The 15,108-nt window shown below is 67.7% G+C and carries 5 protein-coding genes; 2 read left to right on the plus strand and 3 right to left on the minus strand.

Going from position 1 to position 15,108, the window contains the following annotated elements; genetic code table 11:
• Nucleotides 1–182: 182 nt before the first annotated feature.
• Together ACWER9_RS22800 and ACWER9_RS22805 are read right to left on the minus strand one after the other, a co-directional pair.
• Nucleotides 183–608, minus strand: coding sequence for a hypothetical protein (locus ACWER9_RS22800; RefSeq protein WP_452303758.1), 426 nt, complete (start codon nt 606–608; stop codon nt 183–185).
• Nucleotides 609–1,101: 493 nt separating this feature from the next.
• The gene (locus tag ACWER9_RS22805; protein ID WP_452303759.1) at nt 1,102–7,533 is read right to left on the minus strand and encodes an RHS repeat-associated core domain-containing protein; all 6,432 of its coding nucleotides are present in this window, start codon (nt 7,531–7,533) and stop codon (nt 1,102–1,104) included.
• 275 nt (nt 7,534–7,808) lie between these two features.
• Here ACWER9_RS22805 and ACWER9_RS22810 point away from each other — a divergent pair, with 275 nt between their 5' ends.
• On the plus strand, nt 7,809–12,260 hold the full coding sequence (locus tag ACWER9_RS22810) for a LamG-like jellyroll fold domain-containing protein (protein ID WP_452303760.1): 4,452 nt from the start codon (nt 7,809–7,811) through the stop codon (nt 12,258–12,260).
• 66 nt (nt 12,261–12,326) lie between these two features.
• Here ACWER9_RS22810 and ACWER9_RS22815 read toward each other — a convergent pair whose 3' ends face one another.
• The gene (locus tag ACWER9_RS22815; protein ID WP_452303761.1) at nt 12,327–13,403 is read right to left on the minus strand and encodes an App1 family protein; all 1,077 of its coding nucleotides are present in this window, start codon (nt 13,401–13,403) and stop codon (nt 12,327–12,329) included.
• A gap of 88 nt (nt 13,404–13,491) precedes the next feature.
• On the opposite strand from ACWER9_RS22815, the gene ACWER9_RS22820 reads away from it, so the two are divergent.
• Nucleotides 13,492–15,108 carry an ArnT family glycosyltransferase gene (locus ACWER9_RS22820; RefSeq protein WP_452303762.1) on the plus strand — a complete coding sequence of 539 codons (1,617 nt, stop codon included), beginning with the start codon at nt 13,492–13,494 and terminating at the stop codon, nt 15,106–15,108.

The following is a 15,108-nucleotide window of genomic DNA, read 5'->3' on the forward strand; positions in this document are numbered from 1 at the left end:
TCGCGACGCCACTGGCCAACGATGTCGGCGATCCGGTCGTCATCCACTCCCACCACTACGGCGGATCCGGGTGGGCAACCTGAGGGGTGACGTGCGGGCCGAGGACGTGCCGTGGCACGGGATGGTGGACTCGGCGGCCCTGCAGGTGCCGCAACTGGGGGCGATCTGGTTGAAGTGTGCTGTCAGGTGAGCACAAGCACGACAAGGGCCGCCACCGCCGCGATCGCCACAATCAGTCTCAGCCCCTTTATCTTCGTTCGCTCCCTCGAGGTCTGGGGCGAGGAAACACCGAGCGACCCTCGGGCGAAGGTCACGACAGGAGCCACGTAGATCAGCGCCGACGTCTTTCCCTTGGTGATCTCGATGTCACACGTCGCGCGACCCGCACGGCGGGGCAGGATGTAAGGGATCCATACCTCAACTTGATGTTCGCCCGGAGTGACCGGCATCCGCTGCACGCCCCAGCCGGACACCGGCACGTCCACACCGTCGAGTCGAAGGCGCGGTCTTGTGGTCCGGTAGAGGAAAGCGGTAGCCGGGTATTGCAACGTTATTTTCAGCACGCCCTGGCGAGATGACTGACCCACGAAATCCTCCTGAGGAAACACAAGGGTAGCTTGCCCGACCCCGTAAAGGGTCGGGCAAGCTACCAACGTTTCGCTGCCTTGAAGGCAGGCTACCCAGAACTCTGGCACCTGCTCTCAATTCGCTTAGGCAAGCAACGCGTCCGCCTCAACAATCATCGCCGCGCGGAAGGCCGCCGCCCTCGCCCGTTCTTAACCAAGGCATAGAACACACCTGCGCACACTGCCGAACATATACCCATGACGACTGCCGCGAACTGATCAGCGTTCGCGCCGATCAGAAGACTTACCGAGGTGACTCCGAACACGACGGCAAACATGGGCAGGAGTATGCGTACTGCGCGGCGGTGATGACGCCGATTATGCACGAGGTTTATCTGACGCTGCTTAGCGTCGAGATCCCTCCCCCATGGTGTATTGAAAGGCCAGTTGGCGACCCAGATAACTAATGCTAACCCTGCAATAATCATCAGCACAGTGATGACGGATTTTAGCAACATGGTTCACCTCCGAACCGTCAGTCCATCAAAGACCCTGCAGCGCCCGTAAACGGATCATGATTGGCCATAATCCATCCGCCCATGACGCCCATGGCGCGTCCCGGATCGATGCGAGTTGCCACTCCGTACCGGCCGGTGCCGAAGTTGATCCACTTCGCTCCTGTCAAGGATTGACCCAGACGACCCAGGGGGATGCTAGTTGCCGCCCGTCCGGGTGCACCCGTGGCTACGCGCGCACCCGGGATGAACACCGATCCAACGTCTGTGGCCGCACCGACAACAAACTTCGCATAGTCCGCTTTGGTCTTGTCGCTCTTGGAAAAATCATACGCCCGGTAAGCGGTGCTGACGGTGGCGGCCCCGGCCGCCACGACGAGGCAGGCACCTGCGGAAGCCACGATGCAGACACCAGCTGCCAGTACGGCAGCGCCTGTCAGGATCTCGTTTTTGTGTTCAACGACCCAGTTGCCAGCTGAATTGAACCCATTACCAACGTTTTGGTACGTCTTTTCGAGCGCCTTGCCAGCCCCGCACAGCCAAGACCAAGCTGAGCACTCCTTCTTTTTCGGCTTCGGACTTTGACTAGGCGGCGGCACGTACTTCCCGCGCTTCATCTTGGTGCTGGTCAGCTTGTTCTTCTTGCCATAGGTCACGTTATCGGTAGAGCCGCATCCGCCCGGGCAGCCTTTCTTGACGTCGTACCCGTAGCAGTCGAAGTACTTGCAGTCATCCGGAATCATGCCGGTGGGGTCGCTGGACGTGACCGGGGTGTTGTTGGCGTAGGAGTAGCCGTTCCACTGCTGTGGTTGGGTTACGTCCTGGAGTGGGTCGACGGAGATGAATCGGCCCACGAGCGGGTCGTAGGAACGGGCACCGACGGTCGTGAGTCCGGTCGGGCTCATCGGCTTGTCGAGAAAGCCGTGGTTGTCGGGTGCCGTGACGGCAGCACCTCGCGGGCCGCCGTACGGGGTGTACTGCCGCCAGGTCGGGCTCTGGGCGGTGCTGTCGAGGTAAAGGGACGGGGTGCCCTGGTGGTCGGCGATGGCGAAGGAGTATGCCGTGCCGCTGCCGGTACGGATGCAGCTGCCGCCACCGGGGAGGTCGTAGTAGCGGCTGCCGATGACAGCGCTGGTGCTGGTGTTGAGGGTGAGTTGCTGCCCCGGCAGGTAGAGGGTGTTCTTACCAGGCTCCTTCTGAAGCAGCAGGTTGCCGTCGGCGTCGTAGATGAAGGTGTTGGTGCCGCTGGTGCCGCCGGTGACTCCGGTGAGTTTGCCGGCGTCGTCCCAGGTGAGGGTTTGATTGCCCTGGGCGGCGTTGCGGCCGGTGGTGTTGCCGGCGTTGTCGTATGAGTACGACGTGGTGCCCGTTGCTCCGCCGGTCGTGGTGGTGGAGGTCAGGGTGTGGGGCTTGTTCTGAGCGTTGCCGTTGTAGGAGTAGACGGTTTTGGTGTCGGTGCCGCCGGTGAGGTTGTGCTCGACCTGCTGGGTGCGGTTGCCGATGACGTCGATCTGCCAGCTGGTCCAGTAGGCGCTGCCGGCGCCGATGGTGTTGCCGACCATGGACTTGTTGGCGTCGGTCGGTGTGGTGGCGCAGGCGTCGGTGCCGGTCCAGGCTTCGGTGAGGCGGGCCAGGCCGTCGTAGCCGTAGCACTGGGTTTCCGCCGGAGTGGTGGCGCCGAGCCGTTTGCTGATCTTGTGGGTGATGTTGCCGACCAGGTCGTACCGGTACTCCTGCTCATCGACGTTCGTCGGAGTAGCGGTGCTTCGAGTGACGAGTTGGTTGGTCAGCCGCGAGGTGTGCGGGTCGTAGGTGTTGGTGACATACGCCAGGTTGGTACCGGTGCCGAGGGTCTGCTGGTCGACTCGGCCGTAGGCGTCGTAGCTGACACCGTTGGCATAGCCGTTCAACCCGCCGAGGGTGGTGGGCAGGTCCAGCACCCCGGTGTAACCGTGCAGGACGGTTTCCGAGGGCAGGCTGCCCTTGGCCGGGTAGGTGTCGGTCAGGGGCAGGCCCAGCACCGAGGAGTAGGTGTGCCCGAAGACGTACGACCCAGCGAGGGCACCCTCATTGTCGGGGATGGTGACGGTGACGCCGAGGGAGCTGCCGAAGACGTTGAACGCCTTCTGCTGGGTGACGTACGCGTGCCCACCCCGGTAGGCGGTGGTGGTGGTGAGCTTCCCGAGCGCGTTGGTGACCCCCGCGACGCCGTTGCTGTTGTCGTAGACCCACGACGCGCGTTGGTTCGCCGTTGACTGGTTCGCCACCGTGGACGCGTATTCGCCGGTCTTGCGGTCGAGGGCGTCGTAGGTGAACGACAGGGTCTTGCCGCGCCCGTCGGTGGACTGTTCGAGGTTGCCGTTGGCGTCGTAGCTCATGCTGCTGCTACCGGCGTCCGGGTCGACCTTGCCGACGACCTGCCCGAGCAGGTTGTAGGTGGAGGTCCACACGTTGTTGCTGGCGTCGGTGAGCGTCGACTGGTTGCCTCGCTCGTCGTAGCCGTACTTGCTGACCGTCGTCGTGCCGCCGGCAACAGTGAACATGCCGGTGAACGTGTCCGTCGGAGTGGTCACCGTTGGACGGGCGCTGTACTCGTGCAGTTCCTTCTTCCGACCGAGCGGATCGGTAAGGGTGGCCGAGACGACCCCACCCAACGGAGGGACGACTGTGGTGCGATCACCGCCGTGGACGGTGGTGGTGGTCGAGACGGTCACGCCGTTCTTGGCACTGGTGGCCACGACCGCCCGGCCCAGGCCGTCGTAGGTGGTGAGGGTCTGGTTCGGGACCTGCTTGCCCAGGTCCGCCGCCGACACCGGCGTACTCACCGCCGGCAGGTTGGCGTCGTCCCACCAACCGTTGTAGGTCGCACGGGTCCACCCGCGGGTGTCGAAGAAGGTGTCCGTGACCATCCGACCGCCCCGAGGGGTGATCGACTGTGTCTGCCGGGTCCGCAACAGCGCGTCATAGATGGTGACAGACGTCTGATACCCGTTGGAGTTGTTGAGGGTTTGTGTGGTGGTGGCGGATACCCCGGTCTTGGACACGGTGTAGGTGAACTTGTGGTTCGCCGCGGCGCTCGTGGCGCGGGAGTTCAACCACACCGACGTCGCACGGCCGAGCGCGTCGTACTGCTGACTGGTGGTGACGCCGTTGGCATCCGTGCTGACCAGCGGAATCCCGCGCCTCGTATCGAGCGTCGCGGAGCTACCGTGCCCGGCGGGGTTGGTGGTGGACGTGGCGGTGACCAGTTTGGCGGCGTTCATGGTGTAGCCGCTGGTGGTCTTGTTGCCCTTGGCGTCGTAGGAGTCGGTGACCCGGCCGTAGCTGTCGTAGGTCGACCGCTCGGTGGTCTGCCAGACGTACGCGCCGCTAGTGTAGTCCTTGGCGACCTGGGTCATCGTGGCGTTGCCCTTTGACGGCGCTGCCACCTGCGGGAACGTGGTGGAGAAGTCGGTGACGTCGTAGAAGGTGCGTTCGGCCTTGACCACCTGGGCGGGTCGGTTGACGCTGCCCGGTGCGGTCAACGTGTTGACGCTGCCCGGCTCGGAGGCGGGGCTGCCCTGGGTGAAGCCGCCGCAGGCCACGGCCACGGTTTCGGTCTGGCTGACCAGGCCGGCGAGGTTCTTGGCAGTGTTGGTCGGGGCGTAGGTGTAGGTGGTGCACTGGTTGTACGTCGCGTCGATCGGCACGGTGTAGGTGTAGGTGTTCTTCAGCTCACCGAACGTGGCGCTGGTGGTGTTCGCGTCGTAGCTGTTGTCGCTCGCGGTGGTACGCCAGGTCACCGAGCCGCCGCTGGTCACTGCCTGACGGGTGTACGTCTTGACGGGTTCGACTCGCTGCGCGCTCAACGCCGACAACCCGGTGCGGGAACGCGTCGCGGTGGCCCCGGACACCCAGTAGGAGGTGATGGTGGAGGAGTCGACCCGGCCGCCTTCGCCGAGGTACTTGGTGGTCTCCAGCTCCTTACCGGCGAGTTCGTCGATGTCCTCGTGGCTGCCGCCGACGGAGTCGGTCAGGTTCACCACCGTGCTGTTGTTGTTCTTCGACATGCCGCGGTAGTACGCGGTCTCGGACTGGGTGCGGCGGTCGTTGACACCGTCGCCGGTGAACGTCTGCACCTTGCCGTAGCCGCGGAACTGGCCGTAGCTGCGGTACTTGGCCTTGACGACCTCGTTCTCGTCGTAGTGCCACGCCGCACCATTGAGGTACTTGTAGCTGGTCGACAGGGCCGCCGCGCCGCCGGTGGGGTCGGTGGAGGTGACCCGGGTGACGGCGTACTTGTGGAACCAGTCCTTGACCGGGTCGGTGTACCCGTCCGGGGTCCAGTACACCGGGTAGCAGGACTTCGTGTTCGCCGCCGGGTCGGTGCTCACCGGCGCGGTGCAAGGCACCGGCAACTCATACGACGGGCTGATCACCGACCCGGTCTCGGTGGTGATCGTCGCGATGCGCTGCCGGTAGAACGACGGCAACCCGCCGGCGGTGTCGACCCGGTTGGGCAACTTCACACCGGTGAACGACACCGACGGCAAGCTGATCGCCGCCGTCGACCCACCCGCGCTGGTGTCATGCCCCGTCCGGGCGATCCCGGTCAGCCACAACGTCGGTGACGTGCCGTCACCGGTGGCCGGCATGCTCTGCGACAGGGCGTACGAGTCGACCTTCTCGTACTGGGAGGTCGCCGTGTTGTACTGCCGCGCCTCGATCGACGTCAGGCGGACCGTCGAGAAGAACGACGGGCTCCAGTCATCACAGTCAGCCCCCGACGCGCAGATAAGGTCGAACGGCACATCCGGCCAGTTCGCCTTGTTCGTCGAGTTCAACGGCTGACACGTCCCCGACACACACCGGTCACCCGTATTGAAGACGACCTGGTTCGCCACCGTCCCGTACGCGCCACCATCGGTGAACCCGTAATCGATACGCGCCAGGTTACTGTCCCGGACGTAGGACACATCCGTGGCGCCCTTGTTACGGCCGTAGAAGTTCGTGGCCTGGTCGTAGTAGTACGCCATCGCGTTGCCGTTGGTGTCGGTGACGTAGTCCAGGTTCCACCGGTAGGCCATCGTGCACACCGACGACGAGAACCCCGCCGAGTTGTAACACGGGTCCCCCGAATGCGGCGAATACACCGGCGAATGGTCCACCGACTTCGTCTCCGCCTTACCCGACGACCACCCCGGCAACCGGTTACGACCGAACTCATAGCTCGTGCCGTCGCGCAACGTCACCCGCCAGTAGTCGGTGTTGTACGTCCCCGACCCATTGCCGGCATTCTCGACGTGGGTGACGACCTCACCATTGTCCGACTCCGGCTTCCACACCTGCTTCGCCGCGTCCCACACCAACGCCGTCGACGACCCATTCAACGACAACGTCAACAACGGCCCGTCATAACACCGGTCCGGCGTCTTCACCGGCGACGCACTACCACCCGGCTCATCCATACACGACGCGAACGACTGCTCCACATACGAGCGCGGAGTGGACCAACCATCACCCACCCACGACGACTGCGCGTTCGTCGACGCCGTCTGCCCATCCACACTGCCCGAGTCATACGACAACGCCACCGTCGGCACCAGATCCGACGCCGCCGGCGGCACCGTGACCGGGTACGAGTACGAGAACGAACCCGTGCTCCCACCACCGGTCCACGACCCGGACGGCTTCAAGTCCGTCGCCGCGTACGTGCCGCCCTTACCACCATCCTCACCCGCCGCAGCCACCGCCGCCAGCACCGTGACACCACCGGCCGCCTGCACCCGCGCGTCCGAAGCCGCCATCGACACCTCAGCCGACACCGACCGCGAACCGGCGTCGTTGGTCGACGCCAACGGCGACGCCACCCGACACTCACTACGCGTCGGCGTTGTCAGCGCACACGCCGGCAACCGCACCAACCGCAACCGCGACCCGTAGTTACCGCCGAACGCCTCAGCGAACCCCGCGTAGTCCACACCAACGCGCACCGCACCGGCGCTGACGTCCGGAGACACCGACAGCAGCACACCGTCGACCCCGGCCGCCTCCGCAGCCCTACGGTCCGCCACCGCCACCTTCAGGCTGCGCGGTCCGGCCTTCGCCGCCACCGACTCGGCCCACACCGGCGTACCCGCAGCACGCACCCGCGACGGCGACGCCGCACGCGCACCCGCCGTGACAGCCGGCAGCTCGACGTCAGCCGAAGCCGCCTTCGGCCACACCGTGCGCGTCGGCCGGAACGTCGACTTCGCGTCATCCGGCGGCGTCACGAACCTCGTCGGCAACGGCTTCACACCCTTGACCGACTGCCCCGGCGACGTCGCCGGCGCCTTCGCCAACTCCGGCCCCTTCGGCTTCGCCACCGCCGGCGCACCCGACAGCAGGCTGGCGGCGAGCGACGCGGCCGCGACAACCGCGACCAGACGTCTGGGACGTGTGAGCAGGCGTAATCCCCCGTGGACGGCCATGCATACCTCAGCTCTGCGAGATGGGATGGAGGCCACGCAGAGTGATAGAAGGCGCACCCCCGTGGCGCGAACAATGTTTCATGTCCAACCCGGCCGAAGGTCACGGGGTCATAACGATGATCAGCCCCCGATGCCATCAAATCCGTCTCACTGAGTGCCAAAAGGACAGCATCGAGTGACAACGAACGCTTCCCGTAGGCCGGCGTGACTGCTTCACTGTGGCCGCTCGATCGGGCGCGGCTACGCGTCCGACTCACCAACGGGGAGAACTTCATATGATCAAGAGACGACTGCGCGTACGCGCCGTCGCATCGGGTGCGGTCGCCGCTGTCGCCATCGCCGCGACCGCCGTACCGCTGGCCCTTCCGGCCGCCGCCGCGGCTCCCGCGAAGCCGAAGCCCGCAGTTGAGCCGGCCGGGCCGCTCGGGGTGGACGCGGCGCTGGCCCGGGCCAAGCGGACCGGCAAGCAGGTCGAGGCGACCGCCGCCGGCACCTCGACGGAGACCCTGACCGCACGGCCGGACGGGCAGCTCCTGCTCAGCCAGAGCGCCGTACCGAACCGTAAGCGCGTCGGCGACAGCTGGAAGCAGCTCGACCCCACCCTGGTCCGACGGGCCGACGGCACCATCACCACGACCACCACCACGCATGACGTCACGCTCTCCGGTGGTGGCAGCGGACCGATGGCACACCTGGTCAGCGGGGACCGCTCGCTCACCCTGACCGCACCCGTCGCCCTGCCCAAGCCCACGCTCGCCGGTCCGACCGCGACGTACGCCGAGGTGCTGCCCGGTGTGGACCTGACGGCGACAGTCAACGCCCAGGGTGGCTTCTCGCACGTGTTCGTGGTCAAGGACGCGAAGGCCGCAGCGAACCCGAAGCTGGCGACGCTCGAACTGGCCACCGCCGCCAAGGGCTTCACGCTCGGTGCCGACGCGGCCGGGAACATCAGTGGGCAGGACCGCTCCGGCGACGCGGTCATCACCGCACCCGCGCCGCTCATGTGGGATTCCTCGGCGGGTGGCACCAGCGGACCGACCGCGCGCAGCGGCGCCGCGTCGACGAGCGCGGCTCCTGGTCGCGCGGCGCGCACGGCCGCCATCGGGGTGGCCATCGCCCCCGGCAAGCTCGGCCTCAAGCCGGACCGCAAGCTGCTCACCGATGCCGCGACCGTCTACCCGGTCTACATCGACCCCAGCTTCAACTGGAGCGTCACCGGCCCACGGATGTCCGGCTGGGCCAGCATCTCCTACCAGCACCAGTCCACCAACTACTGGAACAACACCCCCGACCCGATCGGTCGGATGCAGGTGGGTAACTCCGGCAGCCAACGCTCGAACACGCTGATCAACTTCCCGGTGCCCTACAGCGCCCTGAAGAACGCGACGGTCAAGTCCGCCATCTTCAAGATCACCAACACGCGCTCGTGGTCCTGCAGGGCGAAGCAGGTGAACGTATACGCCCCGGACACGGTGCTCACCAAGTCCAACGCCACCTGGAACTTCTGGGAGACGCAGAGCAACACGCGGCTCGCGGCGTCGGCGAGCTTCGCCTACGGCTACAGCGGCTGCGCCGCTGCCGGCGTCAGCTTCGACATCACCAGCCAGATCACGACCGACATCACGAACAACCGGACCGCCACCCGGACCCTGCGGATGGTCGGCGAGAACGAAGGCAGTGACGACGAGACCTGGAAGGAGTTCCTCGAGACCAGCCCCACGCTGGAGATCCTCTACAACCACAAGCCGAACAAGCCGACCGGCATGACCACCTCGCCACGGACCGCCTGCGCCGGTGGCTCGACGATCGGCGACAACCCGGTCTACCTCTACGCTCCGGTGTCCGACCCCAACGGCGGCACCCTCGGGGTGAGCTTCAAGCTCTGGAAGACCGCCGACTCCTCGCAGACCGCCCTGGCGTCGTCCAACCCGAACCTGCTCACGTACTCCTCGGGCAGCACCGGCGTGTTGATCGTGCCGTCCGCCACGCTGCGCGCCGCCGCCGGTGGCGCGATCACCAACTTCTCCTGGAAGGTCCAGGCGACCGACTTCCAGGTGGCAAGTGACTGGTCCGCGACCTGCAACTTCACCTTCGACCCCACCCGGACCGGCGCGCCGGACATCGGCCAGCCGCAGGGCCAGCCGAAGATCGGTGATGAGGTCAGTTTCGCCATCACGCCGCCGAGCACCGGCACCCAGCCGACCAGCTACAGCTACCAGCTCAACGGCCTGCCCCCGGTGACCATCTCCGCCTCGGCCGGCGCTGCCACCGTCGTCGCGACGCCGACCCGGTTCACCAACACGCTCGCGGTGACCAGCCTGTCGGCGGGTGGCAACTTCGGCGAGACCGCCACCGTCACGTTCAACGCGGACCCCGCCGACATCGCTGCCGACGCGGACCTCACCGGTGACGGCGTCGCCGACCTGCTGACCGTGGGCGCCCGCAACGGGATGCCCTCCGGCCTCTGGCTCGGCACGGGTATGAACAGCGGCGCGGTACGCACCACGGTGAACGACATCGGAGCCCGGGGCAACGGGGTCACCGGCAACGAGGACCCGTCCGACTTCAACGGCGGCCAGGCCATCTCCGGTCACTTCTTCGGGTCGGGTCTGCAGGACGTGCTCGTCTACTACACGGCGGGCGCCAACGCCGGCAACGGCACCATCCTGCGGGGCAGTGGCGACGGCTCGGTCATCCAGCCGTACAACAACCAGGTGAGCGTCTCCGGCGAGCTGTTGCTCGACGGCAACGGCAACGCGCCACTGCAGTTGGTGAACGCCGGCGACGGCCGTGGCACCGGGTCCACCCTGCCGGACCTGATCGGCACCAGCGGTGACGCCACGAACGGCTACTTCCTCAACTACTACCCGATGGCCTTCGCACCCGGCCTCTACTACTACAGCGCGAGCACCCAGAACCTGACGCCGACCGGCGGTGTGGACTGGAACAACTGGACCATCGCCACCGCCCAGGTCAACGGCAGCACCGCGATGTTCCTGTGGAACAGCAGCACCGGGGCGCTGCACCTCTGGACCAACCTGGCCTACAACCAGGACACCAACCAGCTCACCTACACGCCGTACACGCTCTCGACCAACTGGAACCGCGGCGCCACGCTCAGCCTGCGGGCCGCCGACGTCAACTCCGACGACACCCCCGACCTGTGGACGGTGGGCGCCAACGGCCTGACCACGGCGTACCTGGTGAGCGGCCTCGGCGGCACTCCCACCATCGCCAACCAGCAGGCGCAGGGTCTGGTCACCGCCAAGCACACCTGGCCGCTCGACGACGGCGGGGCGGGTGCCACGGCGGCGACCGCGGCCGACATCTCCGGTGGCAGCACCCTCACCGGCAGCGGCAACGCCTACTGGCACGAGGGTGACCTCTTCAGCCCGGACCTGCGGCTCAACAGCGACAGCACCGGCACGGGCGTGGACGCCAACGGCACCGGCAGCCTGGTCAGCGCCGCCAGTCCCGTTCTGATCGACACCACGAAGTCGTTCAGCGTCGCCGTCTGGGTGAAGCCGACCACCGCCGGCAAGATCATCCTCTCCGAGGAGGGGTCGCGCTCGGCCCGGTTCATCCTCTGGCAGGAGCAGAGCGACAACACCTGGCGGTTCGGGATGGCCCGCTCCGACAGCGACGCCTGGTCGTACGACCAGGCCATCAGCGCACCGAACGCGCAGCTCGGGGTATGGACGCACCTGGTGGCCACCTACAACGCCACCACGAGCACGATGGCCCTGTACGTCAACAACAACCTCGCCGGCACGGCACAGCACCCCGCCGCCGTGTCCTGGCCCAGCACCGGCCGGTTCGTCATCGGTCACTACCGCTACAAGGGCGCACCGAGTTCGTACTACTCGGGCCAGGTCAGCAACGTGCAGCACTGGGACCGGGCCCTGAACCCGGCCGAGGCCACCGCGCCGGGCAACTACGCCCAGCAGGTGATCGCACCGAACATCCGCGACGTCACCGGTGACGGCCGGACCGACATGCTGATCAAGCAGGGCAACGGCGACGTGCTCCTGCGTCGCGGCACCAACCTGGACGGCACGTTGACGTTCGACGCCGGCGTGGTGGTGTGCGGCCGGTGCGGCGGCTACGACTCGTTCAACATCGCCGACGCCAACAACGACGGCAAGCTGGACCTCTTCATGCGCCAGATCAGCACCGGTGACATGTACGTCTACCCGAACACGGTGGCCAGCGGAGATCCGATCTGGGGCACCCGGCAGCTGGTCTGCGGTGGCTGCGTCAACTTCGCCACGTCCGACCTCGCCGACGTGAACCGGGACGGCAAGACCGACCTGTTCATCCGGGAGACCAGCACCGGGAACATGTACTACTACCCGGGTAACGGCACGTCGGGCGGTGCGGTCACCTGGGGTACCCGCATCCTGCTCTGCACCTCCTGCGGTGGGTACGACAACGTCAACATCGAGGACGCCAACAACGACGGCAAGCCGGATCTGGTCATGCGCAACGCCGGCACCGGCGACATGTGGGTCTACCCCAACACCGCCGCAAGCGGCACCCCGGTCTGGGGGACCCGCGTCCTGGTCTGCGGTCTGTGCCGCGACTTCGACATCAGCGGCCTCGGCGACGTCACCAACGACGGAAAGGTCGATCTGGTGGTCCGTCGCAGGAGCAACGGCACCATGACGCTCTACCCGGGCAACGGCGCCACCGGCACCGTCACCTGGGGCGCACCCTCGTTGATGTAGTCGACGCACACCTGAACCCCGGGTACCGCGAGTCGCGGTGCCCGGGGTTTCGCGTGTGCGGTGCGGTCAGACCAGGCCGGCGTCGCGGAGCAACTGCCACAGGCCGGCGCCGTCCGGAGCGGAGAGCCACTTCTGCCCCACCGGCCCCGAGGACGGCCGGCCGGCCGGGGCGGGCAGGGTGCCGGCCAGCACCGACTGGGTCGGGGAGAGCCGGCGGATCGCCACCCCGGCGACGTTCTCCGGGTGGGCGGCGGCGAACTCCCGGTAGATCTCCTGGTCGTGCTGGCCGTCGTCGCCGACGAGCAGCCAGCGCACGTCGGGGAACTCCTTCGCCAGCCGGGCCAGGGTGGACCGCTTGTGTTCCATGCCGCTGCGGAACCAGCGGTCGGCGGTCGGGCCCCAGTCGGTGAGCAGCAGCGGCCCGGCCGGGTAGAGGTGCCGGGACAGGAAGCGGGTCAACGTGGGCGCCACGTTCCACGCGCCGGTGGAGAGGTAGAAGACCGGCGCGCCGGGGTGCGCGGTGACCAGGCGCTCGTAGAGCACCGCCATGCCGGGCACGGCCGCGCGGGCGTGCTCGTCGAGCACGAACGTGTTCCAGGCGGCGAGCAGCGGTCGGGGCAGCGCGGTCACCATCACCGTGTCGTCGATGTCGGAGAGGATGCCGAACGTGACGGCCGGGTCGAGAATGCGCACCGGCGCGTCGACCGGCTCGGCGTCGGGGACGCTGAGCCGGACCGTGCCCCAACCGGGCGGCAGGTCGGCCTCGACGAGCGTGTCGACGAAGCCGCTGCGGTCGGCCCGCGTCTCGTGGCGGACCCCGCCGGCCTCGATGGTCACGGTGACGTGCTTGGCGGGCAGGGTGGTGAAGCTGCGCCAGCCGCGGACCTTGTCCAGCCGGCCCCGCTGGCGGGTGTCCGGACGGCCCAGCAGCACCCGGCACATCACCCGCACCCAACCCGGCGCGCCGTAGCCGGTGTACGCGACGATGTTGATCCGCCAGCCGGTGCGCCGCAGTCGACGCTCGACGAGCTGGTGCACGGCGTCCTCGATCCGCGCTGCCCGGTGCAGGTTCGGAACGGCCAGCTGGCCGGCGGGAGTGGGTGGCACGGGCCAACCCTGCCACACGTCGACAGCCGCGGCCATGCGAGCCGACCCCGGCTGCGCCGATCCACCCCGGCGGCCCGGCCGAACGTGAAACACTCCCCTCGGGACGACGACGGGGGCGTTGGTCGTGTCGCATGCACAGCAGCACCGCGGGCGATGGCGTCCGCGACTCGACCGGCCGGCGCTCGTCGCGCTGCTGTTCGGGCTCGCCGGTGTCGTCTACCGGCTGATCCTCACGCTCTTCACGGTGCCGGTGTCGAACAGCGACGAGGCGACCTTCGGCCTCGCCGCGCTGCACATCGGGCAGGGTCGGGAACACCCGGTCTTCCTCTACGGCCAGCACTACATGGGGACGTTGGAGTCGTACCTGGCCGCTCCCCTGGTGGCGGTGTTCGGGCCGAGCTGGCCGGTGCTGCGGCTGCCGATGCTCGCGCTCTACGCGCTCTTCCTCTATCTGATCCACAGGTTGACCCGCCGGCTCGGCACCCCGTGGTTCGCCACCTTCGTGGTGGGTCTGCTCGCGCTCGGGCCGGAGCGGGTGGTGCGTGACCAGCTCACCGTCGTCGGCGGGCGGCCGGAGGTGAAGCCGGCGGTGCTGCTGATGCTGCTGATCACCGTGGGGTTGGCGGTCGGCACGATCCACCGCCGCGCGCTCGCGATCGGCCTGTTCGGGCTGCTCGTCGGGGTGTCCGTCTGGTCGGACTGGCTGATCCTGCCGTACCTCGCGGTGGCCGGGCTGGCTCTGGTCTGGGCGGTACGGCGGGAGCTGTTCGGCTGGTCCGGGCTGCTGCTGGCGGCGGGGGTCGTCGTCGGCGTGGCCCCGATGATCGTGGACAACCTGCGGGCCGGGCCCGGTGAGGACTCGCTGTCGGTGTTCCGGGAGGTCAGCACGAAGGCCGGGCCACAGCCGCCGTGGTCCGACCGGATCCGGGGCGGTCTGCTGGAGGGGGTGCCGCTGGCGCACGGGCTCTGCCCGGTGGACGGCTGCGGACGTTTGCAACAGTGGTTCGGTGTGCTCTACCCGGTGCTGCTGCTGGCCGGCGCGGCGCTCGCGGTGCTCGCCTACCGGCACGCCGGGGCGTCGCGCGGGGAGCGGGTCGGGCCGGTCGTGCAGCTCGCGCTCGTCGCCGGTGCGGCGTTGACCCTGCTGTCGTACGTGCGCAGCCCGCTCGCCGCGACAAGCCCGCTGGACAACGCCCGCTACCTGTCGGTGCTGCAACTGTCGCTGCCGGCGGTGCTCTGGCCGCTCTGGGTGGCGGCGCTTACCGCCTGGCGGGGCACCAGCAGCGTGCTCGGGCGGTTCACCGGCGCGCTCTCCACCGCCGTGCTGGCCGCGTTGACGGTGACCACGCTGGTGACCACCGTGCTCTTCGCGGCCACCGGCACGGCGGCGTCGCGGACCGAGGAACGCCAGGCCCGGGAGCTGGCCGCCGCGCTACGCGCCGACGGACCCCACGAGGTGTACGGGGACTACTGGACCTGCAACCGGTTGATCTTCAACACGGACGAGGACGTGGTCTGCGGGGTGCTCGACAACGCGCTGACCCCGGGGCAGAACCGCTACCGGCCGTACTGGCGACAGGTGGGGCGGGCCGAGCGGCCGGGCTACGTGGTGGAGGTCGACTCGCCGATGGACCGGCGGCTGCGCGGGTTGCTCGCCGACCGGGCCGACGCGGCGCTGGTGCGGGAGGTCGGCGGCTATCGCGTGTACCACCCCGACACCCCGGTGCGGCCCTGGCGGTAG

This window comes from Micromonospora sp. NPDC003944, from assembly GCF_053605225.1.

What these genes read in the sequence shown, in the direction of transcription:
- ACWER9_RS22805 (WP_452303759.1), bottom strand. Translation starts at nt 7,533, where the DNA reads ATGGCCGTCCACGGGGGATTACGCCTGCTCACACGTCCCAGACGTCTG.
- ACWER9_RS22810 (WP_452303760.1), top strand. Translation starts at nt 7,809, where the DNA reads ATGATCAAGAGACGACTGCGCGTACGCGCCGTCGCATCGGGTGCGGTC.
- ACWER9_RS22815 (WP_452303761.1), bottom strand. Translation starts at nt 13,403, where the DNA reads ATGGCCGCGGCTGTCGACGTGTGGCAGGGTTGGCCCGTGCCACCCACT.